Below are 24,837 nucleotides of genomic sequence, written 5' to 3' on the forward strand. Positions count from 1 at the left end.
TTGAAAGCTAGAAAAACTCTTCCGGGCAGGGATCGACGATCTTCCAGAGATCCATGCCGTTCTTGATCTTTTTCATTTCCGGCGTGAGACCGCCGTTGCGTGCCAGCCAGTCTTTCACCGGCGGCGGATAATAGGCCATCAGGTCTGAGGTGCCCTCGTAGCTGATCACCTTCATGCCGAAGGTGAAGGCCTTGTCGTAATAGGCCTGATGGAAGCCCAAGCTGGCGCGCGGAGTCACGCAGACCTTGTTCATCGGCACGATGCCGAACACCAGCGTGCAGGCCGAATTGCAGATGCCGTCGATGATCACCCGCTCCTTGCGGTCGCGGATGCGCTCATACTTGGCCTTGTATTCTTCGACATAGCCGCCGTGGTCCCGGGTGATGCGCAAATCTGCCCGTGCCGGGGCCACAGACAGCACCAGCAGGGACATCAGGACAGGCAGCAGCGAAAGACGCATCGCGTGATGAAACCGGTAAGGGACCCCAAGCCAACGCCCTTTTTCCGGCGTCAGCACACCGCCCGACTCTGGCCGGACAGTGCTAGTATTCCGTTAAGCATCGCCTTTGAGCGAAAAAAAGGCAGAAACCGGCCCTGCCTCACTCTCTGCCCCACCCGGCCTAGCCGTTCAGGAACATCCGGTAGACCGGATTTTGCGTTTCATCCTCATAGGGATAGCCGAGCGACGTCAGCCGCTGCGTCAGGGTCGGGCGGTCGGCCTGCGGGACTTCAATCCCAACGAGCACCCGGCCGTAATCCGCGCCGTGGTTACGGTAGTGGAACAGCGTGATGTTCCAGTCCGCCCCCATCTGGTCGAGGAATTTCAGCAAGGCGCCCGGACGCTCCGGAAACTCGAAGCGCAGGATAACCTCGTCCCGCAAAGCCGGCGGTGCTCGCCCGCCAACCATATAGCGGATGTGCAGCTTGGCGGTCTCGTCCGCGCTGATGTCCAGCACCTTGTAGCCGAGCGCCTGCAACTGCCCGATCAGCTCGCCCTTGTCGTTCTTCGCGCCGCTCAGCTTCAGGCCAACGAAGACATTGGCTTCCTTGGCATCGGCATAGCGATAGTTGAACTCGGTGATGTTGTGATTGCCGATGGTCTGAATAAAGCGGCGATAGCTGCCGGGCTGCTCCGGAATGGTCACGCCCAGCAGGATCTCACGCGCTTCACCGACCTCGGCACGCTCTGCGACGTGCCGCAGGCGATCGAAATTCATGTTGGCGCCGCTGTTGATGGCGACCAGCGCCCCCGTGCGCGTGGGATTGTTCGCGGCATAGCTCTTCAGTCCTGCCAGCGCCAAGGCGCCGGCCGGCTCCGCGATCACGCGCATATCCTCGAAAATATCCTTGATGGCAGCGCACATCTCGTCTGTGTCGGCCGTGATCACATCATCGAGCAATTCGCGGCAGAGACGGAATGTTTCGACGCCGGCCTGGCGCACGGCCACGCCGTCAGCGAACAGACCGACGCGATTGAGAACGACGCGCTCGCCAGCATCTATCGCGGCTTTCATCGATGCGGCATCGACGGGCTCGACACCGATGACCTTGGTCTCCGGGCGCAGAAATTTGATGAAGGAGGCAACGCCGGCCGCAAGCCCGCCGCCGCCGATCGGCACGAACACCGCCTCGATGGGATCGGGATGCTGCTGCAGGATTTCCATGCCGATGGTGCCCTGCCCCGCGATCACGTCGGGATCGTCATAGGGATGCACGAAGGTCAGCTTCTGCTCGGCCTCGAGCTTGCGCGCATGCGCCGCTGCTTCGTCGAACGTGTCGCCGAACAGCACGGCATTGCCGCCCCAATATCTGACAGCATCGATCTTGATCGGCGGCGTGGTCACCGGCATCACGATGGTTGCCTTGATCCCCAGCCGCTGCGCCGACAGCGCTACGCCCTGCGCATGATTGCCAGCCGACGCGCAAATCACGCCGGCCGCGCGCTGCTCCGCAGACAGCCCCGCAATGCGGTTGTACGCGCCGCGAATCTTAAACGAGAACACCGGCTGCAAATCCTCGCGCTTGAGCAGCACGGGGCTCCCCATGCGCGCGGTCAGCCGAACCATCGGGTCTAGCGGCGTCTGGATCGCGACGTCGTAGACGCGGCTGTCCAGGATTTTGCGAACGTAGTCAGTCACAGGTAGTCCTCGAACATGTGGCAGAGACCAAACTGGCCACAGAACGGCTTGCCGACAGCTTGTCGGCGCAGATGGGCACCGAAATGGCCGATAAATCAAGCCTGTTTTCCAGAAAAGCACCTATGAACGCCCGACCGCCATTTCATGGATCGGCGTTAACGATGGCGTACGGCTCTCGGCGTATGTTGTCTTGCTGATCCAGATATTCAGAACCAGCGATGTCCTACGATGCAACTATCGCCAGCCGAAGATGCAGAAGCACCAAGATCGCAGACCGATCGCACGCGTCAGGTCTGGATTGATTTTGCACGCGGTATAGGCGTCGTTCTCGTGGTCTATGGCCACGTGCTCGGCGGCCTGATACCGCCACATCTGTTTCCTGACGGGCCGCTCGCGCAGTGGATGAGCTATACGCTCTACACGTTCCACATGCCGCTGTTCTTCTTTCTCGCGGGCCTGAACGTACAGCATAGCCTTACACGCGGCACTCGAGCATTCCTCAGCAGTAAGGCGTGGACGATCGCCTATCCCTATGTGCTTTGGTCGCTGATCCAGGGCGGCGTGATCATGCTGATATCGCGCAATGCCAATATTCCGATCACCACCAGCGACCTCGTGGCGATCTGGTATCGGCCGATGGCGCAATTCTGGTTTCTATACGCCCTGATGATTTGCCACGTACTGGCAGTGCTCATTCCCAATCGCACCATCATGATTGTCGTCGCGCTCGCTGGCCTGATCGTATTCATGCTGTTGCCGATCCGCCCCGATCTTGCGCTCACCATGCATCACCTGCCGTTCTATGTCGCAGGTCTCTATGCAACCCGCATCGTGATGGCGTGGCAGCCTCATGGGCGAACGGGCTGGATCATGTTGACCGTGATCGCCACCACTTTCGCTGCGGCGGTTGCCGTTGGAGGACAGCTCGCCGGCTTCGACGCAAATGGCATAGCATCGCTTCCGGCATGTATTCTCGGCATCACCAGCGTGGTGCTGCTTTGCAAATTGCTGAACGAGACGCGGCACCGCTGGCTGGCGCTGGTCGGCGTGATGTCCATGACGATCTATGTGCTGCACATCATGGCTGGGTCGGGAACGCGGATCATCATGCAGATGCTGCACGTGCCGCCAATGCCGTGGGCCTATCTCCTCGCAGGCACCGCGGCCGGCGTGCTCTTGCCCATGGTAGCCCATGTCGTGTTGCAGCGGCTGAACCTGCTGGCACCACTCGGCCTTGCGCCACTGCCGAGGCGCAAACCTGCACCCGCTCCGTTTGTCAGCCAGGCAGCCCGGTCAGACTAAACTCTGCCGGTTCGCGCCTGCTCCAGGGGCATCGCGGCATCCTCGGCAGGTCTGACAGTCTGGTCGTGCGGACAGGCCATCGCGAAGATCATCCAGAACAGAGCAGATATCTCACCTGACGAGATACTGGTCAGAGGCAAGTGAATCAGGATACCGCCGAGCGACAGAGCGCCGAGCACCACGCCTTCTTTGGTCGGCATCCGCCATGCCGCAGACGTGCTCCAGACCCCGACCCAGATATAGGCTGCCAAACAGAGCAGTCCAACGGGAATGCCGAGCGTGAGCCAGCTGGCAATGATCTGGCCATCGACCGGCATGGTGCCCGCGACACCGATATCGGTGAAGCTGAAACCAGATCCCACCACCATGCTGTCAGGTGTATTCCACAGCGTCACGAATTCTTCGAGACGCTCGTTGCCGCTGCCATCCTCGGAACCGCTGCCGAGCGACTGCAGCCGCTCGGTGATCACATCGCCGAAGGGCGTGAACAGGACCGCCGCCATGGCTGCGCCGACGATGCCAAGTCCGGTCGCAAGCGCCCGCCGCCGTGTGGATTGAAACACCATGCAGAACACCACGGCCAGCGCGAGTGCGATCCAGCCGGTCCGATACAGCGACAGCAACAGGCCCAGTGCAGCGGGCGCCAGGGCAATCAGCGACTGCCATCCCGGTCTCAGGAAGCCCAGCAACAGCAGTCCCGTTGCGGTGAAGGTCGCGTAAGTGGCGGGCCCGTTCATCGTGCTGAAGACGCGCACCATATAGGGTAGCGGATATCCTGCAGACAGGATCGAGGCGTAGTTCATCCAGAACCGATCCCAACTCGGCGGATCGACATATTGCCATATGCCGTAGAGACCCGTCAGCGGCAGCACCACCAGAAAGATGCGCGCCATGGCATTGACGAGTTCGCCATCAGACTTTGCGCGCTGCTGCAAAGCGATACCGTAAAGCACGGGCGCCGCCCACTTCAACGCACCTGTCGCAGCGCTCATCCAGTCATTCTGAAAAACCGACAGCATGGCACCGTAAGCGATGCAGGCCAGCACGATAGCCGGCGCGATCAGCCAGGGATCGCGCAACTGCTCGCGGGACGACAGCAATGTCCACAGGCTCGGTAACGGCGTCAGGATGAACAACAGCGGCCCGATCAGCATGATGCTGGCCGCGTCGTAGCCGACCGACACATCGACCACGCGCCGCACGAATGGTGCGAAGGCAAACAGCAGGATGGCCGACTGGATATGGGCCGCGGTGCTGCGTTGCCAGGCCAGCCAGCCAGCAGCGGCGCAGCCGACCACGAAGAGCGGACGCGACAATCCGCCCAGCGCGGGACCGACCACTAAGGTCACGATCAGAAGCAGCGCAGTCGGTAGCCACCCGGACAGGACGAAATCCACCGGACCGGATTTGAGTCGGCCTTGATTCATAAAGGCAGACTATAGCGAGCAGCCTCCCCGACGTTAGGCAAAACCGCTGCGCTCCCCCATCGCGGGGCTAGCTTTTGCGACTTTCGCCGCTATGGTGCCGCCGTCGCACTCGTAGCTCAGCTGGATAGAGCATCGGATTTCGATTCCGAGGGTCGGGCGTTCGAATCGCTCCGAGTGCACCATCAATTGTCAAATAATTTCAGATACTTAGTTAAGTATCGGCTTCGTTCTTTTGCCGATTTCCGTGTTGCGTCTGGTATTTGCTAAACCCCTTTTATTTCAGGCTTTCCCGTCTAGTCACGTTGAGTGCACGCAACACGGACGCAACACCGATGTTCGTGAATCGTACCCAAGGCGGTGCCGGCGCGGCAAAAATGCTGGGACGACACCTTCTGAAAACCGATCCATCTTTAGAGTCGCCGAACGGTCCCGATTCCCCAGGTCTAGGGTTCGAGCGCGTGGCGGGACCGTCTTCGTGGTTGTCGGCGGTCCCGCTGTTCGCGTGCGTCAGAGCCTGTGCTGTGCCGCACGAGTCTTGAAACCGCGTACAATCCTGCCCGTAGCTCAATGCGTAAATCAGTGGGACGCTCTGTATGTGTGTGTTCGAACGCCGGGCGCTTGTACTTTTGCAGGCAGCGAAGGAACTAGGCGCTCAATGGAATGAGCTCATTGCCCTTCGCGAACGCGTCGCGAGCGTGGCGTTGAGGACAGCGCATCGTACAGCACTTCTTCAAAACCTAAACCGAGCGAGATCAAAGCGTCTGCATTGATGCGCCGCCACCACAAAGAAAACCCACCGGGATTAATCCGGCGGGCTATATTTCAGTCAGCAGTCGCCGTGCTCAGCCGACGCGCAAGTTTTCTGCCGACGTCTTCCCGCGGTTTTCCTGCTCTTCGTAGCTGACCTTGGCACCCTCGTTGAGCGTGCTCAATCCCGCCCGTTCCACGGCCGAGATATGCACAAACACGTCCTTGCCACCTGTGTCCGGCTGAATGAAGCCGAAGCCCTTGGTCGCGTTAAACCACTTTACTGTACCAGTCGCCACAATCGCTCTCCCTGCTGCAATCGGTACAACGTCGCATGAAGCGACCGAGAGTCAAGAAGAGCAAGCTTGGGATTCTAGGACGGCGAGTTATCGAGTGTGGTCACGCCTGCCTCTATGACCTCGATTTCAGTCTCGACAGCATCCAACGGCACACGAAAATCGAAACCGGTCCGGCTTCGCAGGTCTTTGGCGATCCGTTTTCGATGATCCAGCAAACCAACCAGCGCCGCCCGATCACCAACCTGGACGTATGCGCTGACAATAAGCTCAATTGCTGATGCCACTATCGCCTCCAAAGAAAACCCGCCGGGTCGCTCCGGCGGGTTGGTCGCATACCTGCTAGCAGTCCGGCATTACTGGCCCGCTGCGAGCATAGTGTCGCTGATTCCTTAACGAACAGAAGCCTGCGCGTCTTCTGGCTGCTGTCAAAATCCGATGGAAGAGCGAATGACTGCGATGGACTTTGCCACCACTCTGGCGCCAGAGCTCTCGAAAAATAGGCGATCCAGCATGTACAAAATGAACCCAGTCGATGCGAGAAGGAACACTGAAGTTCGGAAGTCGAAGAACCGCGAACGACGTCTCGCTAAATGTGAGAATCGAGGCCCCTTTGGCCTAGGCTTTGGCTCTGGCGTAATTCCCGGCCTTCGATCTCTGGTAACATGCTCCATGGCGTTAGGAAGCAGCGTTCAGATTAAACGCTGGTTAAAGGGCAACGAAAAACCCGCCGGGGACGAATCCGGCGGGTTTGTCGTTTCGTCTACCAGTTAGCGGTACGCATTACAGAGCCGCTTGAGGTGAAGAGTATCGCGAGATACTTAAAGAAGGATTCCCGAAGCCCTATCCGCCAGCCTGATGCTCACACGCAGCACCAGGCGGGCGCAGTACAGACGGATCAGCCTCATGGGTTGGCCAATCGGTGTGCAATACTCACCGCCTCTTCGTGGGTGTCGCAGATCTTGTTGGCGTGGCTCTGCATCTGCCGCACCAGCCGGTTAATCCCCTCCAGACACCCGGCGATGTCGTCATTCGCCGTCATGATCAGAAGCAGATCGCAATACTGGATCACCGCATAGTGGTCGTCACCGATCCCGCTCAAAAGCCGGTACAGTGATTGCGCTTGCTCGGGGGCGGTCTGCATCACTGCACCTCCCCGTCCATGACTGCAACGTCGGTGCGACCGCACCAAGCTTTGTCCGTCACGCGAGTCGATTTGGTTTGATCAAACATTCGGTCGAAACTGCCGAGATCGGCTTCCAGGTCGCGATCGCCGCCGGCGAGACCGTCGGCGTGGATCCCGCACAGCGACGGCTCGTCGTTTTCAGTGACGCCCTCGCCCCCGTGCTGCAGCTCATCTCCCTCCCGATCGTCGGCGCAACCGTCGCCTTCTCGCTCGTCGGTGTTGCCACCGGCCCAATGCTCATGGCTGCGGGTGACGTTACTGTCCGTGTAGCCGTTCGGGTGGTTTTCGATCGAGCCTAGTGACGGCTCATCGTCCGAGTCGTCCAGTTCCCTGTCGGAGAGCCAACCGCACCCATCCCCGCCCTGATGCCGTCTCGGATCGGCGTCGAGGCCGCACAGCGAGGGTTCAAGCTCGTTGTCGTCGATGGGTCCGTCGTCGACGGCGTCCTCGAGCTCCCGGCAGACATAGTCGTCGGTCTGGTCGAGGAACTGGATAAGCCGGTCGATCTCGTCCCTCGCTTCCTTTCGCAGGCTCCCAATCGCCTTGAAGATGACCTCGGGGGAAACGTCGGTTTTGAAGTATAGCGCCTCTGGAGCCATCTCTGGCCCGTGGTGGGTGGGGTTCATGGGTTGCTTCCAGGTCGATGGGCTTTCTACGGCCCGTGCGTTCGGGAACGGCCCGAACAGCCGGGGGGTAGAAACCTGCCTGGAAGACAGGCCGAGACGCTTTTAAGCCCCGAAGGACTCTGGACAGCACGCTCGCCCCCGGCCATAATTCGGCCGTTCGGAGCCGCGCCGCCAAGCGCGTCCGTCGAATAACGGTGCAATGCACCGAAATTCATGCCCGCGGTCCTCGACGCCAATCGAGGGCACTGATCCTTAGTTGGATTGCGGGTATTCCAGGTCCGGGTTTCTACGCCCACGGACAGCATCCACCTGATTTGCTAATTTTTCAATCACCATTCGGGGCGTTTTGCGACGGCTATTGTCGGCGACCTCAAGTTGAGTTCTGCTGTGATTCTCAGCAGAGAGGTAAATCCCGTGAGCGAAGTGGCGCCGTACTCCGAAGCAATTACCGAAACATCGAAAGCGGTCGGCAAATCAATTGATCTGGTGCGGGATTTTGGACAGCCGGTGGCTGAAGCCTACGGGCTAGTTATCGGAGATCGCATCGAAGCACGGCGGGAGCGAAATCTCGATGCAATGACTAGGCGAACTCGGGCTATTTTGAGAGAACGGGCGCTCCTAGAAGCCGCCCCTGTGGCCGAAGCTATAGCCATTCCACTTCTAAAGGCCGCCGAAGGCGAGCCGCGTTCTGAAATGCTGGAATGGTGGGCCACACTTTTAGCTAACGCCATGGATCCCGCACGCCAAAACGAGGTGCGCAAAGAGTTTATCGCAGTCGTTCGAGATTTTCACCCAACAGATGCGATCGTCTTAAAGAAGATGGCCGACTTGTATCGTCTGGATTTCGCACCAGCCGCCGCGCTCAGAGATGCAAACATTAGCGAAACCTCGGTCTCAGTTTCGCTTCGCAATCTTTATATGAAAGGCTGCGCTGACGAGAACAACGCTAATTACAGAATTACGCCTTTCGGCATTGAATTAGTTCGAGCCTGTTCGTCTTGATCCAAGGTGCAGATTTTGAGAGCACCGCAGGATAGGCGATGAGCAAGATCGGTCGGAATGAACCCTGTCCATGCGGTTCTGGGCTTAAGTTTAAGAAATGTTGCGGATCGATATCGCGCCAAGGATCGCTGAGCTCGCTGTTGAAGGATCGGATTGAAGCAACCGAATTACAGCGTCGGCAGCAGCAGGGACACGGCCGCCCAATACAAGCGTTCACGCAAAATGACGGGAAGATAGTCGTTGTAGGCAAGCGCCTATTCAGATCGCCAACTGCACAAACGTTTCATGATTTCCTGCTCGACTATGTCGGGGTGGTCATGGGGCAAGATTGGTTCTCGAAGCAGATGGCTTTACCTGCGCCGCATCCAGCGGCCGACTGGGCAAACTCACTCAACGAGGAAAGGCGCCAACCTCACCAGAGTCCCCGAAAGGCATGCAACGGCACCCGTTCGCTGCTCGCCCTAGCTTACAACCTCTATTTGATTGAGCATCATTATAAACAGTACAAACAGCCTCTCATCGAGCGCCTCCTTCGTAGGCTTCGACAAAAAGAGGATTTTTTCCCAACCTTGTCTGAGACCTATGCCGCCGCAGCTTTTTTAAAGTCCGGCTTCAACCTTGAGTATGAAGACGACCGTTCAGCGGGCGAGCACGCCGAATTTATAGCGACATTCCCAACGACAGGCCGAAAATTCTCTGTTGAAGTAAAAACAAGGTCCGGAATTGACCGCACATCTGAAGGCACGTCACTGCGCTTCAAAATAACAAAGCGGATCGAGCGAGCTTTGAGCAAAAATCTTCCGCATGAAAGGGTTGTATGGATCGACGTCAATATCCCGGACCCCTCTCCGATGGACGGTTCGGGTTGGATTGCGGACGTCGTAGCAGAGGTGGACCAGGCCGAAGCGCAGCTAACGATCGGTGGAAAGCCTGCCCCGCCTGCCTACTTGTTCGTCACCAATCAGCCCTATCACTACAACGCTAATGACCATTTGGGTGCTCCCGTTACGTTAGCGCTGGGCTTCAAGATCGACGATTTTCAAAGCAGAAACCCGGTGAGCTTCCGCGACGTCGTGATGAGCCGAAAATCTCACCCAGAAATGCATGAACTGCTTAGTTCACTGGTAACGCACACAGAGCCTCCTGTTACGTTCGATGGACAGGCGCCTGAGATTGCATTTGCAAAGCAGGAACAGCCACCGCTTCTGGTAGGAAACGATTATGTCGTACTAGATCGTGACGGTGCCCAGATCGCGGCAACTTTGGAATCCGCCGCCATGATGGAGAGCGAGAAAACCGTGTACGGAATCTACCGGACCAAAGACCAACGGCAGCTCATTGTCACCTCTCCGGTTAGCGATGAGGAGGTGGCCGGGTGGCGACGACATCCAGAGACGTTTTTTGGGAAAGTATTGCCCACAGTCGGGGAGCTTAAAACCCCAATAGACCTTGCAGAACATATGTACAAAACCTTTCAGCATACGCCGAAGGACCAACTACTTAAAAACCTTGCCGACCATCCCGCGATCGATACTTTCAGAACCATGTCACAGGAAGAGCTGGCAATAGCGTATTGCGACATTTGCACTGCTACGATCGTGCACCAGTCGGGAAGTCCAAAAAAATACGACTGATTGAAGGTGCTGCGCTAAGGCAGCGCCGACTCGATTCAATTCGCGCTCAGTCCCACAGGCCGCGCGTGATTGTATCACCGAGCGTCTGATTGCCCTCGGCGGAGAAGCCAACATCCAACGATTCGGCGCCGAACCGATCCGCATATTGATCAAAGTAACGCCCCACTTGGTATTCGGCTCTCTGCGCAAGCGCCTTATAGGAGCATCGCCCCTCCATAAGATCCATAACCAACGACTGGACCACCTCGTCATGAGCTTCACCCGTGGGCGCTCGCCGCGGCAATGCCTTTAAGATGCGTGGGAGGTCGATTTCGTCCGGCGGCGTGGGACGACACACGACCGCATCGAGCTGCAGCAGGCGCTGTTCGAAGGCAACTCGCTTTCGTTTTTCCACGTTCATACGGGACAGACGATAGACCATCCTCGCCTTTGGCGGGTTGGATTCCGCCCAGATCCGAAATCTTTGGTATAAGGGCCCATGCGGACAACCCGTTTTGCACTCAGTAATCTTCGCCAAACTTAGACCTTGGCCCAAACCTGCGAGTAGCGCTGCCAGTTCTTGAGCATTGAGCGATCGCTCGTAATAGATCGCTTCTCTGCCCGCGCCCTCGCTTTTTAAACGCCGATAGCGGCGACGCTTCCAAGCGTTCCAGCAAGTGCGGCAGGTGAAGTAGCCTTGGTGAGGACGGCTATTGTAGCTGTCGCGCACATGTCCACAGCGAAAGGTCTGAAACATCTGGGCGCTCCTCGGCGCCCGAGCTTCTTCTTTAATCCCTATCGACTTCAAATCATGGCGACGCGATCTCCCCACATTCCCCGCAAATCACCGCATCCGTGAAGTCGCCCCACGGCTCGCGATCGGGTTGGCCGCGACCGGTTCACCTAAACGGATGAGGTGCTGCCACTTGATCTCGCCTTCCGGTTGCGCTTGGATACCCCCGGTCTGGGGAGATTTCAGAATGCGCAGCCTTCCATTCGCGACGCTGCTTTTGCTTGCCACAAGCTCACTGCCGGCAGCCGCTCAGTTCGAGCAGCTGAAGCTAGCGCTGTGCAAAAAGATCACCCCCGATGACGCCCGTCTGAAATGCTATGATTCGATGTTCACCGAAGACGCAGCCAAGCCGGGCGCATCCCCTGCCCCTAAACCCGCTTCGGAGTGGAGCATCACAGATAGCAAATCGCCTGTAGACGACTCTCCGCAGATCACTGCCATCATCGAGGGCGAGAACAAAGATGAAGGCCTGATCCTGCGGTGCATGGAACGGAAGATTGAAGCCGCAGTGGCGCCGGGCGCGTATTTCTTTGCGAGCGAGCGCGCTCAAGTCTTAATCCGCATCAACGATCTTCCTCCGTCGACATCGACATGGAGCGTATCCAGCAACAATAAAGCTGTTTTCGCGCCATCCGCGGAGGATTTCATCAAGCTACTGCCAGACGATGGAAAGCTATTCGTTCGGGTCACCGGCTTTCAGGGGAAGCAGACCGATGCCACCTTCAACCTTGTGAAGGTTTCCGCCGCGCGAGATCGGATAGTGGCAGCATGCAGCCCTTCTGCAGCCAAATCTGCGAAGGGGACGAAGTAAGCCATCGCACCTAAGGCTACTTTCTTAGAAGTGTAGTTCGGCGTAAGCTACACATTGTTGATTCGCGGGCCGCGACAGCAAACAAATAAGCGCACCAAGTTTGTAAGCGAAGTTCACCAAACCCCTATCAGGGAGGGAATGATGCTGCTTGCCAACATGAAACGTGTCGAAGCCCACATTGAATCCGGTGGCGTTTTCAAGAACGCGCCCGTGTCATACTCGATAATTCGAAATCACGGAAAGCGTGACCCCGCCTGGTTTATCCGCCTTAGGGACCAGTCGATAGCGAACGCCTATGCTCGTAGAAGCCAAGATACCCGGGCAGCCTTAGCCCGTCGGACCCACTGCCGTAAGGGCCACGAGTTTACCGGAGACAATTCGGTGATGATCAGTAAGTTTGGCGTAGAACGGCGGGTTTGCGCAATCTGTCTGCGTGCAGCCCTCGAGCGCAAAGAGCAGTTGACGTATTCCGAAGACCGCTTCACCCAGCTTATCAAGTTCGTAAAACAGGGCGGCACCATCTCGCAAGCGAGCCAGCGGACCTCCGAACGACCATTGATTATGAAGTTTAATGCGATAAAAGCTGCGTTTGCTGCCAATCCAAAAATCGCGGACCAGCTTAGGAAACGGTCTGCGGCGAATGCGGCCAAACATCGTGCAGACGCGCTTTCGAACAAGCGCCGCGGCGGTTATGTGCATGACGGAAAGGCGGCCCCCCCAATTTCCGACGTCATTGCTGCCCAAATATTGGCTGGCGCCAGAGACGGCGCCTCTATGTGGCAGTTAGTCAGAGGAAAATACCGACTCGTCGGACAGGGGCAGTTTGACCGCTACGCCAAGGCCCATCCGGATTGGTCGCGTGAGGTGCGAGCGCTGTTCGACAGAAACCGTTCAATCAACCGCGGCGCACAACAACGAAATAAAGAGTTCTGTCTGCGAGGCCATTCTTTGGCGGATGCCAGAGTCGACTTCCATGAGGGGCGCTTCAAACGAACATGTCGATCTTGCCTACGCGAGGGGCACTTGCTCGGCAAGCCCATGACCGATCAGACCGCGCAGCAGGTGCGCATTAGGCTTTCCGAGGGATCCACACTATCCGAGCTTATGGGATCCCCTCAGAACGGCAAGCGCGATCGCTCCAAGTACTTGGTTGCGGCGAACTCTCTGTATTTATATCGAAGGTCGAATCCTAGCTTTGAAGCCGCCATCGCCCCGTTCATTGAGCGGAATCGCGAGCGCGCCAAAGACAGACAGCGCACCCACCTTCGAACAGCTGTCGCTCGCAGGGATGTGAACGACTACGATATCATCAGTTCAATGGTGCCAACGAGCATTGAAAGACACATGCGAGACGACATCATCTCCACCGTATTTCTGGACATTCTTGAGGGCAGGATCTCTAAGGAGCAGGTTAAGGATCGCGTGCGGGATTATGTCCGTCAGCAGAACAAGCTGTTCCGGGGCTTTACAAAGTACGCTGCTCCCTCTCTGGATGCTCCGGCATACTTCGACAGCAAAATTCCTTTGATCGAAACCCTGTCGTCTGAAGATAGCATCTGGGAGCACATCTAGGGGCCCCCGGCTTCAGCGATCATATTGAGCGGAAAAAGCCGACGATGTCGTAGGTCTCGATCATTCGAACGAGATAGGTTGGCATGCCATCTTACCGGCCCCGGTAAGGTCTCCCGAGAGGCAGCTTAGGACAAGAAGGTTCGCAGGTCACTCATCGCCGCGCGCAGTCGGCGAAAGCTGATCCGACAAATCTCTCACCCAATGAGAAACCGCTCTCGGCATTTAGTAAATCGAGACATTTGTGATCTGCTCATTCTACCGGAAGAGGAAAGCTTTTCATTACCAATCAGTTTTGGGTAGCTCCGGTAGCCGCCGCGCGAAAATGCCGGCGGTTTTTTATGCTCGAGCCCGCGGCGATTTCGAGCAAGCTAACGCGAACGCAGAACGCGGCGCCCCCGTGACGCCCTCTCCGCCACCGGGTAAATTGGCGGGATGCCGGAACGTTACGATCTGCGAGCCGTTCGTTCATCCATGGCGGCAAGGTGCGGCCACAAGGATGTGTCCGATGCCCGCCGATCAAGAAACAGCCGTCGTCCCTCACGAAACTCCACAGACCGATCACACTCCTGCCCCAGCCAAATTGCTGACAATCGGCCTCGTCGTTTGGCTGCTTGTAGGCGGGCTAGCGGTTCTGGGCGCCTACGCCTTTCTCCTTCGAGGTTGACCAAGCGCACCTGGACCCGTGGCCCACGACCTCAATCCTTCCGTGGCTCACGAAATCCGACGCAAAGACTATGAGGCCTTGCGTGGAAATATTGCGCGTCACCAGTAATCGTGCCGGTACTGGCCGAAATAGGCCACTCGCAGATCCAAAGTAGGCCACTGCAGCAACTTGCGGGTTCCGGGCTCGGCCACCATATCGCCAGCACAACGATAATGGGGGAGGCACGCATGCTGGATGGCTTTTACAAAGCGAGATTCACGAAATCTGATGGTGAGACTATTCTCAGTTTGATCACCCTCGCCAACGGTAAACTGTTCGGTGGCAACAGCGATTTCATGCTTCTCGGCAGCTACAGTCAAAGTGGAAACGACCTATCCGCGGATATTCAGATCAGCCAGCTATCGTTTGATCGAGCCTCGGGGATATTCGGGGAAGGCGGAAGCCTCAACCTCGTTGGCCGAGGTGGCTTTCGGGACATCATGTGCGAATGTCATTCGCCCCAATCGCCCGCCGATCGAATGCAGGCCGTTCTTGAGCGCGTGCCGCTCTGATCATCTTGACCCAAAGAAAAACCGCCGGTTAGGGCGGGGTCATCTCAACGGCGTTACCTTTTGGCGGTGGTGACTTGTCATAGATCACACCATATGTGTGCGGTCGAAGTTGGCGCATCAGTTCGAGCATTATTACATGGTGCGGATGTGGCTTGGCCGCCTCCTCCTCCCGGCGCCGCCGATGCTCTTCTCGTGACCACTTCGAGATCATGAGATCATGCTCGCTGTGTCGCGCTGGCGATCGCGCCAGAGATGCGAGTGGATCCACTTGCCTTTGAACTCTTCGCGGAAAAACGAGGCACACCGGTAGTCTGAAAAGCAGAACACAGCCCATAGCTGGTCATCATAGGTTACGCTTGGACCACGCACACGCAGGCTTAGATTTCGCTCAGCGCAGAACGCGGTGGCCGCGATGTTCCGCCCTTCCTGGCTTTGCAGCGCGACTTGAAATGGAGATGGATAGGCGAATGTTCCCATCTCTGAAGAATAGAACATAATGAGAACATTCAGCAAGACCGACGTTGAAAATTCGCACCGCTCATGCCTCAAGCCGCCTTGGCAAAGGCGACCAATCCATCTTAGGTTGTCCCACGCGCATTATTATCGTTTCTGCTGGGGTTAGAGAATGTGGGTGTTGATCTACGTGCTAATCGGCTCAGCCAGTTCGATCACCACCGGAACCGCCGAGTTTCAGTCGCAGGTTGCCTGCAGCGTTGGCGCCGATGCGGTAGCCAAACTCGCCGCGGAAACCAAGACCACGCTGCACGCACGATGCGTTCCGAAGGGTTAGCCATCGTAGCGGCGTTTGGGGCCGCAACCGCGAGCTGGGCTCAAGACAGCCTCAGCAGCTCGCCAATCCTGCCCAAGCAAATCACGGTCGACAAAATTTCTCACGCGCCAGTAACACCGGTCGATCCAATGATCGGCACCGACATCGAGGGCCGGCTATTGATCGATTGGGGTCTCGCAGAGCGATTAGCGCTATCCTCAGTCGATCCACAGCGCGCCTCACTTGCCAAGCTAATGCTAGCTATCCGGGATGGTCAGTGGAAGGCCATGCCCAAGTGAGCGGCGACGCGCTTGAGCGGGTCTGCCTAGCCTGCGGCGACAGAGCAATCATCGACACCGGCCATCACCTCTACCCTTTCGTATGCATCGCCTGCGGCTGTTGGGGACAATAGCCGACCAGGTCGAGCACGGGTTGGACGCAATCGAATTTTCATCACGACCAAATCAGTGGGGAGCGAATGACCGACAACATACTGCCGCCCAAAGCTGTCGCTTCAAATTCTCCTAACTCAAGTTCGGAGAACGATCGAACGAACATGAGTCTGCGGTTCGCAAGCCTCGTCGTCCTCGGCGCGGCCGCGACGTTCGGATGGACTATATGGGTCGTCGTAACCCAATTCTCAAAATGGGAGTCAATGCTCGAAACGCACTTTGCCGCGATAGTTGGCCTACCTGGCGCCGCCGCCGCAGCTTTCGCGCTGGTCGTCTTTCTACGGCAGACAGACGGCCCAATTGAATTCGAGTTTTTAGGATTCAAATTCAAAGGCGCATCCGGCCAAGTCGCTATGTGGGTGATCTGCTTTTGGGCGATCGCAGGAGCAATCAAGCTGGTCTGGTGACCATCTCTACGTGGGCAGCCCACCTCGCCAAGATTGATGACTATGCAGCCCTTGCTCTCCCGCTCTGGTTGCGAAATCATGGGTCGGGGAAACAATCATGATGTGCCCGTCGATCGCGAGCGCCGTCAAGCAATTGCCGGCAGAGCGACACCACTGCCATGCCCGTGCGGCTTTTGAAAGATCATCGCAACGATGGTGCCTTCTGTACTTTGTGCATCTTAGGCACCCGCCGTATGCGTTGGACGACTCGGACGACCCGAAAACTGGAATTTCCAAGACATGGACCGGAAGGAATTGATGCTTGCCTAGAAAAACCTTTGAGAGAGAAAAATGGGAAAAAGATGTCGGCCTTCGAGAACGAGAACTTGCGGTCAAAGAACGGGAGGCTTCGGCAAAGCAAGACGGTGCCAATGCTCAAACTAAGGAGGTCGCTATCAAAGCGGCCGAATACCGCCGATCGCGTTTCACCAATCCGCTCTCCCTTGCGATTATCGGCGCAACGATTGCCGCGATTGGAAGTAGTGCAGCAGCTTTTCTCACAGCTCGTAGTCAGTTAAAACTTGAACAATTTAAGGCCGACTCCGCGCTCATTCTCGAAGTTATAAAATCAAGCAAAGATGAAGAAGCGAAGAAGAACTTACAATTCCTCATCGCTATCGGCGCGATTACCGATACAGAGCGCCGCAAAGAGCTAAGTTCATACTTGGATAGCGACGCGCCTGTGCCCGAGCTTTTGGACAGCAAGCCATCGACCTATTCTGGAAAGCAGTTCGTCAAAGTGAAATGTACTATACCTCTGACAGCCGAGGTGCCGGCGGTACTGACACGATTAGATGGATGGTTGAAACGGGAAAACTCAGTCTCTGGTGCGGTGACAACCGACCTGCCCGACGGAGCGCTGATATCCTATAAGGTTCAACCAAAATCATTTTCAACAGAAGTATTATCGGTGACCCTTACGGTCAGAAAGATGGAATCTGCCGTAATCGTTGAAACCAACATCGCCTTGACCGGGCTTGCAGCCGCGTTCCCCGCTTTCGTTAGAGACGCAGTTATCCGTGAGCAGACGAGAGAACTGTCGGCCGTTACCGGCGGCAAAGTTCTTTGCGAGGCGGGCATCTAACTATCCACCTGTAGGCAACTTGCGAACACCTGCCCCGCGGAGCAAGCCGAAGGGCGCGCTGCACAAAAACGACGCCAGCGCAGTGCTGCGCTAAGGCAGCAAAACAATGCCGCCCGATAGTTCAAACTTGTTTAACTCAGCGACCACACGCCTTTTTTAATATCGAACTTGATCGAGCCTTCGTCTCGCATCTTCAACAGGAGCGATTGACAGACCTCCTGATTGCCAATGTTCGCGCGTTTCATGATGTCGAATATCTTCATCGACTTCTCGCCCAAAGCAGTCAGAATTTTTTCTCGGTCATTCAGCATATAGGCTCCTTCACCAACGGATCCCGCGGGACAATAGCAGCGCAGCTCGCTGGTGTCTCATATTGACGAGATGCCCACTCTCCTGGCAGCGGCTAAGCTGCCAGAACGGAGATTCGCCGATGTGCGCTAAGGCAGCACCCGCGCTGATAGTTCTGCTCTCGTAATGCTGTGGAAACATGACTACATGTTCGACACCGGCTCGACGACCCGCGGCGACACCGTTTCCGAAGGGTTGTGGTCATGATCCCCGGGTCATCTGCGCATACACAGGTCCTCGCCGCGCTGCTCGAGGCACGCATCGCATTCAGGAGGCAATGGGTGCTGAACAACTGCTACAGGAAGCCCTAGCTTCGTGCCCATCATATCTCGTGGGAGCTAGAGTACGACGACGAGTATAACTTCGCGCATATGGGCGCCGAGTTCGTTGAAGCCGATTGGGGCCTGCCGAAGCAGAAACCACTGAAGGTAGCGAAGCCAGCCAAGTCCAAGGCGAGGATGCCACGGCCGTCATTGCGCGCGTCGTCCAAACTGCTGCAGGCGGCGGAATGACCGACGCCCCCGTCCATCGGGAAAGGCCTTCGATTGTTAAAAGTCCCCGGCCGCCTATTGACCGACCACTAGAGTGCATGCCGGCGCAGCCACCAAACCTAGCGGCTGTCCGTCAGACCGACTCCGCCCTATCCTGCCACCATGGGCACCAAGTCACGCGATACAGTGTACGGGAGCGCGATCCGCATATCTGCGGAGAAGGCAGCCAAGGCGCGCCGCGACGCTGACGCCCCTGCCTGCGCTGCGTGGAACTACCGCATGCTCGGCTACAAGGGCCCGGCCCAGCCCTCTCCCATGCTCGGCGACGCCCTCAATGCAAGGCTTCCGGTATCTCGAGGTTTGGGCATTCATAAGGACGCGAGTGGATGCGTTCTCTTGCGCTCACCTCCAGGGTGAGATTGGATAGTCTGGCTTGGGAAGGAAGGTGCATGGAGCGCCGGCAGTTTTACTCCAGTCTTGAAGTTGCACGGGGTGTTGCGGCGCTAATGGTCGCGCTCTTCCATGTTGGCCAACTGACTTATCTCTCTGAAGGAATAGCAAAGCCTCTTATCCCGAGAATCCAGGAGCCATTCACCTGGTCGGCACAGATAGCACGAATTTTGGGAAACGGCCCTGGAGCCGTGATTTTCTTCTTCGTTTTGAGCGGCTTTGTCCTGACGATGGTTCTTGAGAGGAGCCGAGCGTCAATCGCCGGCACCACTATCAGGTTTGTCACAGCACGCGTTTTCCGTATTTTCCCCGCCGTGTGGTGCACACTTGGCGTGTTCTACTTCTTCTTTGGTGTCTTCGGCCGCAGTATCGCACCGCCAGTCGAATATGAGCCCTCCAAGCTGCTGCTAAACGCCCTCCTGATCATAAAAAGTATCGACGGGGTAATGTGGTCTATGCAGCTCGAATTGGCCGCAGTGCCCCTTTTGCTTGCTGTGTACTTTGGCTGGAGGAGGTATGGCTTCAGAGTGATATTCTGGACGTATGTCGTATTGCTGGGCCTATCGTTTTTCGGCTGGTGGAGTCATCTCGTGGGAGACCCAGGCCAATTCGGCCAGATCTATGCGTTTCTGGCGGGAATGACGGTGTTTCTGTATGGCCGCAAGTATGTTGTCGCGCTCAAACGCCCGTGGATTTTGACGGCCGTAGCCATCTTTGCTTTTTTGGTTACGCGACACATCGTCGGTTGGAGTTCTTCTTTCACTTATTTCTTCGAAGCGACATTCGCTTCTTCGATCGTCGCGCTGCTTGCCTTCGGTACCAGGCCGCCAGAAAATGCCATCTGGTTTCGTGCGCTTCAGTTTGTTGGGCGCGTTTCGTTTAGCTTCTACCTTTTGCATCCTTTGGCTCAGACATTTTCGAGGGAGATTACGCCGTTAACGACCATAGCCGTTCAGGCGGGCATATCATCCCTGGTACTAGCTTACGCGCTGTTATTAGTATCAACAGCGGCTGTTCTACCCTTGGCTTGGCTTCAGTATCGTTTGGTTGAAGTGCCAATGATCGCTGCAGGCAAGGGACTTTTTGTGTCAAAGCAGCAGCCTTCCGAAGCAGTGGCCTAAAGAGAAACGCATCGAAGCTACGTATCGAACCGCGGTGCACTCTAGGATCGGCGCGGTGCCGGAACAGGCGCGACGTCAACCTGGCTGAACTCCCGCATGTCGACACCACTTGCATCCACCATCTCGCAACCCGTCTGCGTTGCCAGCGCAGAGCGAAAGGCGGAAAGCGGCCGTTAGCAACATTGCTCCAAATGGCGGCCCGGCGGCGGCACTCCGCAGAGGGGCCATGATGCCCGAACTCACCCGCCATCGTACCAATGCCTCGCTAGAGACATGGACAATCCGGTGCGGCGACGTAGACGTCGGCACCATCGCTCAGCAAGACTGGGATCCGAACCCCGAACGGTCGCAAATCTGGAAATGGTCCTGCGGCTTCTATCCGCTCCCATCGAGACAAATGCTTCCGGGGTGACGCACCGGACTTCGAGACAGACCGCCCCTACGCCGACCCTGTCAAAGCAGCCGAGAGACTGCTTGAGATCGCCAGGACGCTGTGGGTCGACAAGGGCCGCATGCCCGTCGGCGAGTGGAACAGTACCTTCCTGAAAGGCGGGGCCGGCAGCGTCGAAGAGTACATCCTTGGACGAGACAAGCTGATCGCCGACGGAATCATCCAGATCCACGAATGCGGCGGGTTCATTATGTGGAAGAACGGAACGCGGGAGGGCGAACATTAGGCACAGACCTGCCACAGGACGCCTAGTTCATTTCGTTTATTCGCGCTGCGCTTCGAAGGCCGGGTCGGGCGGCGCGCGAGTGCCAGCGTCATGTAAAATTAGCACCCCGCCGAGAAGCAACAGCAAGAATACTGCGCCAACAATGTATGGCCTATAAAGCATCGCTTCACTTCTTCTGGCGACGCACATTCTTGAACTTCTTTGCGGCGACCGGCTGACTTCTTCTTCCAGCGCCCTTGCGGCGCATTGTCGCCGGCCTCCGTCTCCCCTCACCGCCTTACCGCGCAATATACGCCGGACGGCGAGCTCCCGGGAACCCAACCAATACCTTGAGAGTTTTAACGATACTCCGTGCCCTGCCGCGCGACGGCTCTAGTACGAGTACCGGCCATGCCACGCACCCGAACCCTACCCTGTCCAAATTGCGGAGCCGCCACTTATTGGATCAGATGCTCCCTCCCCGAAAACGGCTTCGTTGCGCATTCCTACGAGTGTCCAAAGTGCAGCTTCATCCACGCCGCTGTTGAGCCGGATCCAGTGATCCAAGCAAAGGGCTGGTTGAAGGGCGAACTGCGACCGCCGGAGAACTAGCCGTGGTCAGGCGCCTGCTTGCGAAACGATGGGACACAGAAGACGTCGCCAAGCTGAAGGAGCTGGCCGACAATGGAGCGTCGGCTCTGCGAGCGGCAGCCGCGCTCGGCCGGCCCATTACATCGGTAAGAAGGAAAGCGCTCGATCTGGGTATTCCGCTTGCCGGCGCCCGCAAGGTAAGGGCGGACCTGCGAGCCAAGGGCGCTATCAAGGACCAACGAGTGAGGCATGGGCGCTCGACCGGAACCAATTCACCGCAGGGCGCTTGAATCCGCCGTTCAGTTGCGGAGTTGCGTTGTGTCCTGGTCGACCCGGTTTCCAGATCCAATTGCCCTGCCTGCCGGCGGTAAGCTGGCCACCCTGCAGGATGCCGGCGAATATATCACCCGCCTGCCAAAGCAGACGCACGACACCGCGCCATGGCAGAACGCGATGCACGTCTTGATCCAAGCCGCCGAGTACGACGGGCCTATCGAGTTCGCCCGCCTCGGCATGCTGCAAGCGCTCTTTCCCAAAGGCACTCCGGTGTACCACGCGGTCGACAAGGACCCGAAGTGGCGCAACCGGCCCAAGCTTGTGAGGGATCGGTGAGAGATGAAGTCGGACCGTTTCAAGTTTGGAGATTTTTGCTCGCTCTTGCAGTGACGGCCGCCGTCATCGGCGCTGCCTACCTCGCCATCGCTTTCATGATCGGATTCATGAAATGAGGTACCGCGCACCCACTCTACGTCGATTCAGTTACTCTCACTGTGTGAGAAAGTGTTGTGAAAGCGCAACGGCTCACCTTGTTCCGTGCGTTGGAACACAAACGACCCTTATTAGATCAAGATCGATGTGTTTGGCTCGTGCTACCGGAGGAGGGACGATTTTTAGTACCAGTCAATTTTGAGTAGTTCCGGTAGCCGCCGTGCGAGAATGCCGGCGGTTTTTTCTTGGCAGATAATGCTTGCGTTCGCCGAACTAAACTACGCAAACTCCAACTTTCGCTTACCCAAGAGTTTTTTTATGAAGAGCATCATTGTTAGCGTACTCACTCTTGTAATTATTTCGGCCTCCGCATCAACGATGCAAGAACGTCTCGAACCGCGCAAATAACCACGAGATGGTGGATCGGTTAGTCGCGCTGTGCCGAAGACGTCGATGACGAAGAGCCAACGAGAAGCGATCGCAGCGGCTGCTCGACTGAGAGCGATATCTCGAAGGTGCAAAGAGTTTGCGAGATTCGTCGGGTATCGATCAGTGTCCGATCGGCTAAATGCACTGGCGATGAAATACCAAGAACAAGCTCGGAGAGTCGAGGAACGCGCCGGACTGCGCTCAAATGGAGGTGATCCTGACGACCGGCCTTCGTTTAGTTTGCGGGGAAGGCGCCGTCGTCGCCCTGAATGACCGTCGACTGGCCTTCTGCGATCGGCCACCGTCTATTCAAGAACTCTCGCACCTCTTCCCGGACCACTTCCGTACCGGAGTAGTAACCAAGGCAGAGGCCCGCATATCCGCCGATCAGAAAACAAGCGAGGCAAGCCGTTAATGTTATCCACATCGCAGGGCCTCCATGCTTCACGGAGCTTAGCTCTTCGCCGCATGTACACGAGCTTCGACGTCGAAACGGTCCCTGCCCGCAACCGGCGACGTCAATGATAACCGGATGCCTGTCTCGAGTCGCTTAGTTTCTCGCTGGCTGAGAATCGCTCCGTAAACAAGACCGGGTCATCCCGATCGCTCTCTCGGGCCTCGTGGGCTGCTGGACGGTGACGCACGCGATACCACCCATGCCGATTGCGTTGGCTATCGCGAGAACCTGTTCCTAGGTGCCGCGCGGCATGAGCCTATGGCTTCAAAGCCCGAGCACGGTTTTGCTTTAATGCCGTGACTGCTGCATCCAGCCTTTTACGAGAGTTTCCGATCTCGCGAAGTAGTTGGCTCGCCTCTTCTAGCGTGAGACCATGTTTGAAGGCCAAGAAGTCGACGGTGTATCCGGAGTCAGAGGCGATCTCCGCAATCTCGTCGCGGGCTAAAGCTACGGGTTTGGAGCGCAATCGACTAGCAAACCGCGCTGCGTCCGCTTGCCGACCAAAAGATCCAGCCATTAATTTAGTTTTACCCGTCGGCCAACGGGCTTCGATCGCGAACCGATCGTCAGCCAGTCGGCGAATTGAGTATTCAGGATCCCCAACACCCATGCACGCCCGCCCCAGTTCACCGTGAGCGCAATTTTAAGCCACGTCGTCCGACCGGGAGTCGACCTTGCAGATGGCTAATTCCGACTGGCTACCGGTACAGGAAAACCCTCCAACGTTCTGTGACATACTTCACACATCGACGCGCTATTTGACCTTCACCGTGAAAAACTCGCCGAAGCCTTCCATAGCTGCGTCAGGCCAATGAACAAGCCGAACGCTGCCGCGCCGCCGATCCATAGAAACTTCCCGATGATGCCGGCGTTAATCGAGTTGCTTGCCGAGGCCACGTTTGGTGCAATCAACTCGACAAGGCTGCTGTGTAAGGCAAAAGCACTGCACTGCCTTCGTTGTTTGAAATACGGTGATGAGGGGAAGCTTCCGTCCCTTCGCAGCCCCGAACTAGGCTCAGAGGGATTCGTAGAGGGACCGTAGGCTCACCGAAGCTACCGCTGCCAACATGACGGCCAGCGCTGCCGCTAGTTCCACCTCTTGTCTGGTCGTGCGTGTCTGTCCACCATTGACCGATTCTGCTCTGCATATCTTACCCTGCAATACGCTCTTGATGTGTGAATGCGCATCCGCTTCGCTTACGGCATGCGCGTGCTTTCACTGACGATTGCGGCGATAACGGCTGTGGCGCTAATTGCGACAGCAGCATTTCTGCTGTCCGTAGCGTGGCTCTAAAGGCCTAACCGGCATGCCGACCAGGGAATTCACCTTGTGGCCTCTAGCGTGCGCTGTCGTCTGCGCGTCGGACAGCATCTTCCAAGGTCGATGCGCATCGCCCGATGAAGTCCGGCGATACTGCTACGCTTGCGAACTAATTTTGCTCAGAGGCGACGCTATAGCCGACGGCGCCTTGGAAATGCCGATCCAGTTTTTCTCGACGCTTGAGCAAAACCTGCACGGCCTTGCGGCCACCAAGATTGCACGGGACCTCGACAGAGAGACCGATGGCCGACGCCTCAAACGCGACGGAAGGCAATAGCGCGCGCAACAGACCTCGGACGGGTCCTTATCGCACCACCATCATTCCCACTGTGTACTATCCATTCGCCGTTCGATGCCTGCCCCGTAATGATGCCAACGTGATGCGGCCATACGACGACCACCCCGATGCCTGGGCCTCCGGCATTCATACCCGTTCGAGCCCACTCTCGAGCTAGCGCAAGACGTCGATCAGATTGCCCAAGATACTTGCTGAGATACGTTCCGCACCACGCTCGGGCTCTATATTGATTTCCCTTTCGGGCTTCAGCTGAGGAAGCAATGAAAATAATGGCGCAAGCCAACAATGCTACTCTCGACATACTCAACTCCATAGAAATGGACGACTGCTGACAAAAGCCGTCTGCAAACCTACGGTGCGAACTTCAGTTCCTTCTTTCCCGCGCCAATTGATACAAACGGTGCCCAAGGAAAGACGGGCGGTAACCAGACACATTTAGTATCGAGCTTGAATGCGCATTCGTGCAATCGACTTCAACCAGGCCGGCC

The 24,837-nt window shown here is 57.1% G+C and carries 22 protein-coding genes, 1 tRNA gene and 1 pseudogene; 14 read left to right on the plus strand and 10 right to left on the minus strand.

Annotation, left to right across the window (positions count from 1 at the left end; genetic code table 11):
• Nucleotides 1-7: 7 nt before the first annotated feature.
• Entirely contained in the window at nucleotides 8-460 is a 453-nt protein-coding gene (locus HP556_RS04460; protein WP_092151927.1) for a hypothetical protein, read from the minus strand.
• 160 nt (nucleotides 461-620) lie between these two features.
• A complete protein-coding gene (gene ilvA / locus HP556_RS04465) occupies nucleotides 621-2,138 on the minus strand; it encodes a threonine ammonia-lyase, biosynthetic (protein WP_068730692.1) in 1,518 nt (505 codons plus the stop codon).
• Between the two features lie 228 nt (nucleotides 2,139-2,366).
• Between ilvA and HP556_RS04470 the strand changes: the two genes are divergently transcribed.
• Entirely contained in the window at nucleotides 2,367-3,440 is a 1,074-nt protein-coding gene (locus HP556_RS04470) for an acyltransferase family protein (RefSeq protein ID WP_175366064.1), read from the plus strand.
• On the opposite strand, the gene HP556_RS04475 is transcribed toward HP556_RS04470, so the two are convergent.
• Nucleotides 3,437-4,867 carry an O-antigen ligase family protein gene (locus tag HP556_RS04475; protein ID WP_210269069.1) on the minus strand — a complete coding sequence of 477 codons (1,431 nt, stop codon included), beginning with the start codon at nucleotides 4,865-4,867 and terminating at the stop codon, nucleotides 3,437-3,439. The genes HP556_RS04470 and HP556_RS04475 overlap by 4 nt on opposite strands.
• Before the next feature lie 105 nt (nucleotides 4,868-4,972).
• Here HP556_RS04475 and HP556_RS04480 point away from each other — a divergent pair.
• Nucleotides 4,973-5,049: transfer RNA gene (locus HP556_RS04480), tRNA-Arg, on the plus strand.
• Nucleotides 5,050-5,709: 660 nt separating this feature from the next.
• Here the strand turns inward: HP556_RS04480 and HP556_RS04485 are convergent.
• From HP556_RS04485 to HP556_RS04500, 4 genes are all read right to left on the minus strand, one after another.
• The gene (locus HP556_RS04485; protein ID WP_068738889.1) at nucleotides 5,710-5,913 is read right to left on the minus strand and encodes a cold-shock protein; all 204 of its coding nucleotides are present in this window, start codon (nucleotides 5,911-5,913) and stop codon (nucleotides 5,710-5,712) included.
• 74 nt (nucleotides 5,914-5,987) lie between these two features.
• Nucleotides 5,988-6,197 (minus strand): hypothetical protein, encoded by a 210-nt coding sequence (locus HP556_RS04490; protein WP_175366065.1) that lies wholly within the window; start codon nucleotides 6,195-6,197, stop codon nucleotides 5,988-5,990.
• Nucleotides 6,198-6,814: 617 nt separating this feature from the next.
• Complete coding sequence (locus HP556_RS04495) at nucleotides 6,815-7,054, minus strand: hypothetical protein (protein WP_175366066.1); 240 nt, start codon at nucleotides 7,052-7,054, stop codon at nucleotides 6,815-6,817.
• Nucleotides 7,054-7,722, minus strand: coding sequence for a hypothetical protein (locus HP556_RS04500; protein ID WP_175366067.1), 669 nt, complete (start codon nucleotides 7,720-7,722; stop codon nucleotides 7,054-7,056). Before HP556_RS04500 ends, HP556_RS04495 begins: the two co-directional genes overlap by 1 nt.
• 414 nt (nucleotides 7,723-8,136) lie before the next feature.
• Here HP556_RS04500 and HP556_RS30175 point away from each other — a divergent pair, with 414 nt between their 5' ends.
• Both HP556_RS30175 and HP556_RS30080 read left to right on the plus strand, forming a co-directional pair.
• The gene (locus tag HP556_RS30175; protein ID WP_175366068.1) at nucleotides 8,137-8,724 is read left to right on the plus strand and encodes an Abi-alpha family protein; all 588 of its coding nucleotides are present in this window, start codon (nucleotides 8,137-8,139) and stop codon (nucleotides 8,722-8,724) included.
• Between the two features lie 38 nt (nucleotides 8,725-8,762).
• Nucleotides 8,763-10,358 (plus strand): YecA family protein, encoded by a 1,596-nt coding sequence (locus HP556_RS30080; protein WP_210269070.1) that lies wholly within the window; start codon nucleotides 8,763-8,765, stop codon nucleotides 10,356-10,358.
• 46 nt (nucleotides 10,359-10,404) lie between these two features.
• On the opposite strand, the gene HP556_RS04515 is transcribed toward HP556_RS30080, so the two are convergent.
• The gene (locus HP556_RS04515; protein ID WP_175366069.1) at nucleotides 10,405-11,094 is read right to left on the minus strand and encodes a hypothetical protein; all 690 of its coding nucleotides are present in this window, start codon (nucleotides 11,092-11,094) and stop codon (nucleotides 10,405-10,407) included.
• 223 nt (nucleotides 11,095-11,317) lie between these two features.
• On the opposite strand from HP556_RS04515, the gene HP556_RS04520 reads away from it, so the two are divergent.
• From HP556_RS04520 to HP556_RS04530, 3 genes are all read left to right on the plus strand, one after another.
• Entirely contained in the window at nucleotides 11,318-11,941 is a 624-nt protein-coding gene (locus HP556_RS04520) for a type VI secretion system-associated protein TagO (RefSeq protein ID WP_175366070.1), read from the plus strand.
• A 141-nt stretch (nucleotides 11,942-12,082) separates the two neighbouring features.
• Complete coding sequence (locus HP556_RS04525) at nucleotides 12,083-13,513, plus strand: hypothetical protein (protein WP_175366071.1); 1,431 nt, start codon at nucleotides 12,083-12,085, stop codon at nucleotides 13,511-13,513.
• A gap of 891 nt (nucleotides 13,514-14,404) precedes the next feature.
• Nucleotides 14,405-14,728 (plus strand): hypothetical protein, encoded by a 324-nt coding sequence (locus tag HP556_RS04530; protein ID WP_175366072.1) that lies wholly within the window; start codon nucleotides 14,405-14,407, stop codon nucleotides 14,726-14,728.
• Between the two features lie 207 nt (nucleotides 14,729-14,935).
• On the opposite strand, the gene HP556_RS04535 is transcribed toward HP556_RS04530, so the two are convergent.
• The gene (locus tag HP556_RS04535; protein WP_175366073.1) at nucleotides 14,936-15,241 is read right to left on the minus strand and encodes a hypothetical protein; all 306 of its coding nucleotides are present in this window, start codon (nucleotides 15,239-15,241) and stop codon (nucleotides 14,936-14,938) included.
• Nucleotides 15,242-15,353: 112 nt separating this feature from the next.
• On the opposite strand from HP556_RS04535, the gene HP556_RS04540 reads away from it, so the two are divergent.
• The 3 genes from HP556_RS04540 to HP556_RS04550 all read left to right on the plus strand — a co-directional run bounded on the left by HP556_RS04540 (nucleotide 15,354) and on the right by HP556_RS04550 (nucleotide 17,479).
• Nucleotides 15,354-15,518: a hypothetical protein gene (locus tag HP556_RS04540; RefSeq protein ID WP_175366074.1), complete on the plus strand. Its 165-nt coding sequence runs from the start codon at nucleotides 15,354-15,356 to the stop codon at nucleotides 15,516-15,518.
• Nucleotides 15,519-15,975: 457 nt separating this feature from the next.
• Entirely contained in the window at nucleotides 15,976-16,356 is a 381-nt protein-coding gene (locus HP556_RS04545; RefSeq protein ID WP_175366075.1) for a hypothetical protein, read from the plus strand.
• 301 nt (nucleotides 16,357-16,657) lie between these two features.
• A complete protein-coding gene (locus HP556_RS04550) occupies nucleotides 16,658-17,479 on the plus strand; it encodes a hypothetical protein (RefSeq protein WP_175366076.1) in 822 nt (273 codons plus the stop codon).
• A gap of 131 nt (nucleotides 17,480-17,610) precedes the next feature.
• Here HP556_RS04550 and HP556_RS04555 read toward each other — a convergent pair whose 3' ends face one another.
• The gene (locus HP556_RS04555; protein ID WP_175366044.1) at nucleotides 17,611-17,790 is read right to left on the minus strand and encodes a hypothetical protein; all 180 of its coding nucleotides are present in this window, start codon (nucleotides 17,788-17,790) and stop codon (nucleotides 17,611-17,613) included.
• A 690-nt stretch (nucleotides 17,791-18,480) separates the two neighbouring features.
• Between HP556_RS04555 and HP556_RS30550 the strand changes: the two are divergent.
• From HP556_RS30550 to HP556_RS04570, 4 genes and pseudogenes are all read left to right on the plus strand, one after another.
• Nucleotides 18,481-18,679: pseudogene (locus HP556_RS30550) on the plus strand (hypothetical protein); the annotation flags it as partial.
• Between the two features lie 88 nt (nucleotides 18,680-18,767).
• A complete protein-coding gene (locus HP556_RS04560; protein ID WP_175366077.1) occupies nucleotides 18,768-19,889 on the plus strand; it encodes an acyltransferase family protein in 1,122 nt (373 codons plus the stop codon).
• 512 nt (nucleotides 19,890-20,401) lie between these two features.
• Nucleotides 20,402-20,566 carry a hypothetical protein gene (locus tag HP556_RS04565; RefSeq protein WP_175366078.1) on the plus strand — a complete coding sequence of 55 codons (165 nt, stop codon included), beginning with the start codon at nucleotides 20,402-20,404 and terminating at the stop codon, nucleotides 20,564-20,566.
• Nucleotides 20,567-21,454: 888 nt separating this feature from the next.
• Nucleotides 21,455-21,748 carry a hypothetical protein gene (locus tag HP556_RS04570; RefSeq protein WP_175366079.1) on the plus strand — a complete coding sequence of 98 codons (294 nt, stop codon included), beginning with the start codon at nucleotides 21,455-21,457 and terminating at the stop codon, nucleotides 21,746-21,748.
• The last annotated feature ends 3,089 nt before the right edge of the window (nucleotides 21,749-24,837 follow it).

It is taken from the genome of Tardiphaga robiniae (assembly GCF_013359755.1).
In the GTDB taxonomy this organism is placed as follows: domain Bacteria; phylum Pseudomonadota; class Alphaproteobacteria; order Rhizobiales; family Xanthobacteraceae; genus Tardiphaga; species Tardiphaga robiniae.

Coding starts and splice junctions, on each gene's coding strand:
- HP556_RS04470 (WP_175366064.1), top strand. CDS start 2,367: ATGCAACTATCGCCAGCCGAAGATGCAGAAGCACCAAGATCGCAGACC.
- HP556_RS04525 (WP_175366071.1), top strand. CDS start 12,083: ATGCTGCTTGCCAACATGAAACGTGTCGAAGCCCACATTGAATCCGGT.
- HP556_RS04515 (WP_175366069.1), bottom strand. CDS start 11,094: ATGTTTCAGACCTTTCGCTGTGGACATGTGCGCGACAGCTACAATAGC.
- HP556_RS04530 (WP_175366072.1), top strand. CDS start 14,405: ATGCTGGATGGCTTTTACAAAGCGAGATTCACGAAATCTGATGGTGAG.
- HP556_RS04495 (WP_175366066.1), bottom strand. CDS start 7,054: ATGCAGACCGCCCCCGAGCAAGCGCAATCACTGTACCGGCTTTTGAGC.
- HP556_RS30080 (WP_210269070.1), top strand. CDS start 8,763: ATGAGCAAGATCGGTCGGAATGAACCCTGTCCATGCGGTTCTGGGCTT.
- HP556_RS04460 (WP_092151927.1), bottom strand. CDS start 460: ATGCGTCTTTCGCTGCTGCCTGTCCTGATGTCCCTGCTGGTGCTGTCT.
- HP556_RS04520 (WP_175366070.1), top strand. CDS start 11,318: ATGCGCAGCCTTCCATTCGCGACGCTGCTTTTGCTTGCCACAAGCTCA.
- HP556_RS04565 (WP_175366078.1), top strand. CDS start 20,402: ATGCCCGTCGGCGAGTGGAACAGTACCTTCCTGAAAGGCGGGGCCGGC.
- HP556_RS04545 (WP_175366075.1), top strand. CDS start 15,976: ATGACCGACAACATACTGCCGCCCAAAGCTGTCGCTTCAAATTCTCCT.
- HP556_RS04500 (WP_175366067.1), bottom strand. CDS start 7,722: ATGAACCCCACCCACCACGGGCCAGAGATGGCTCCAGAGGCGCTATAC.
- HP556_RS04560 (WP_175366077.1), top strand. CDS start 18,768: ATGGAGCGCCGGCAGTTTTACTCCAGTCTTGAAGTTGCACGGGGTGTT.
- HP556_RS04475 (WP_210269069.1), bottom strand. CDS start 4,867: ATGAATCAAGGCCGACTCAAATCCGGTCCGGTGGATTTCGTCCTGTCC.
- HP556_RS04555 (WP_175366044.1), bottom strand. CDS start 17,790: ATGCTGAATGACCGAGAAAAAATTCTGACTGCTTTGGGCGAGAAGTCG.
- HP556_RS04540 (WP_175366074.1), top strand. CDS start 15,354: ATGTGGGTGTTGATCTACGTGCTAATCGGCTCAGCCAGTTCGATCACC.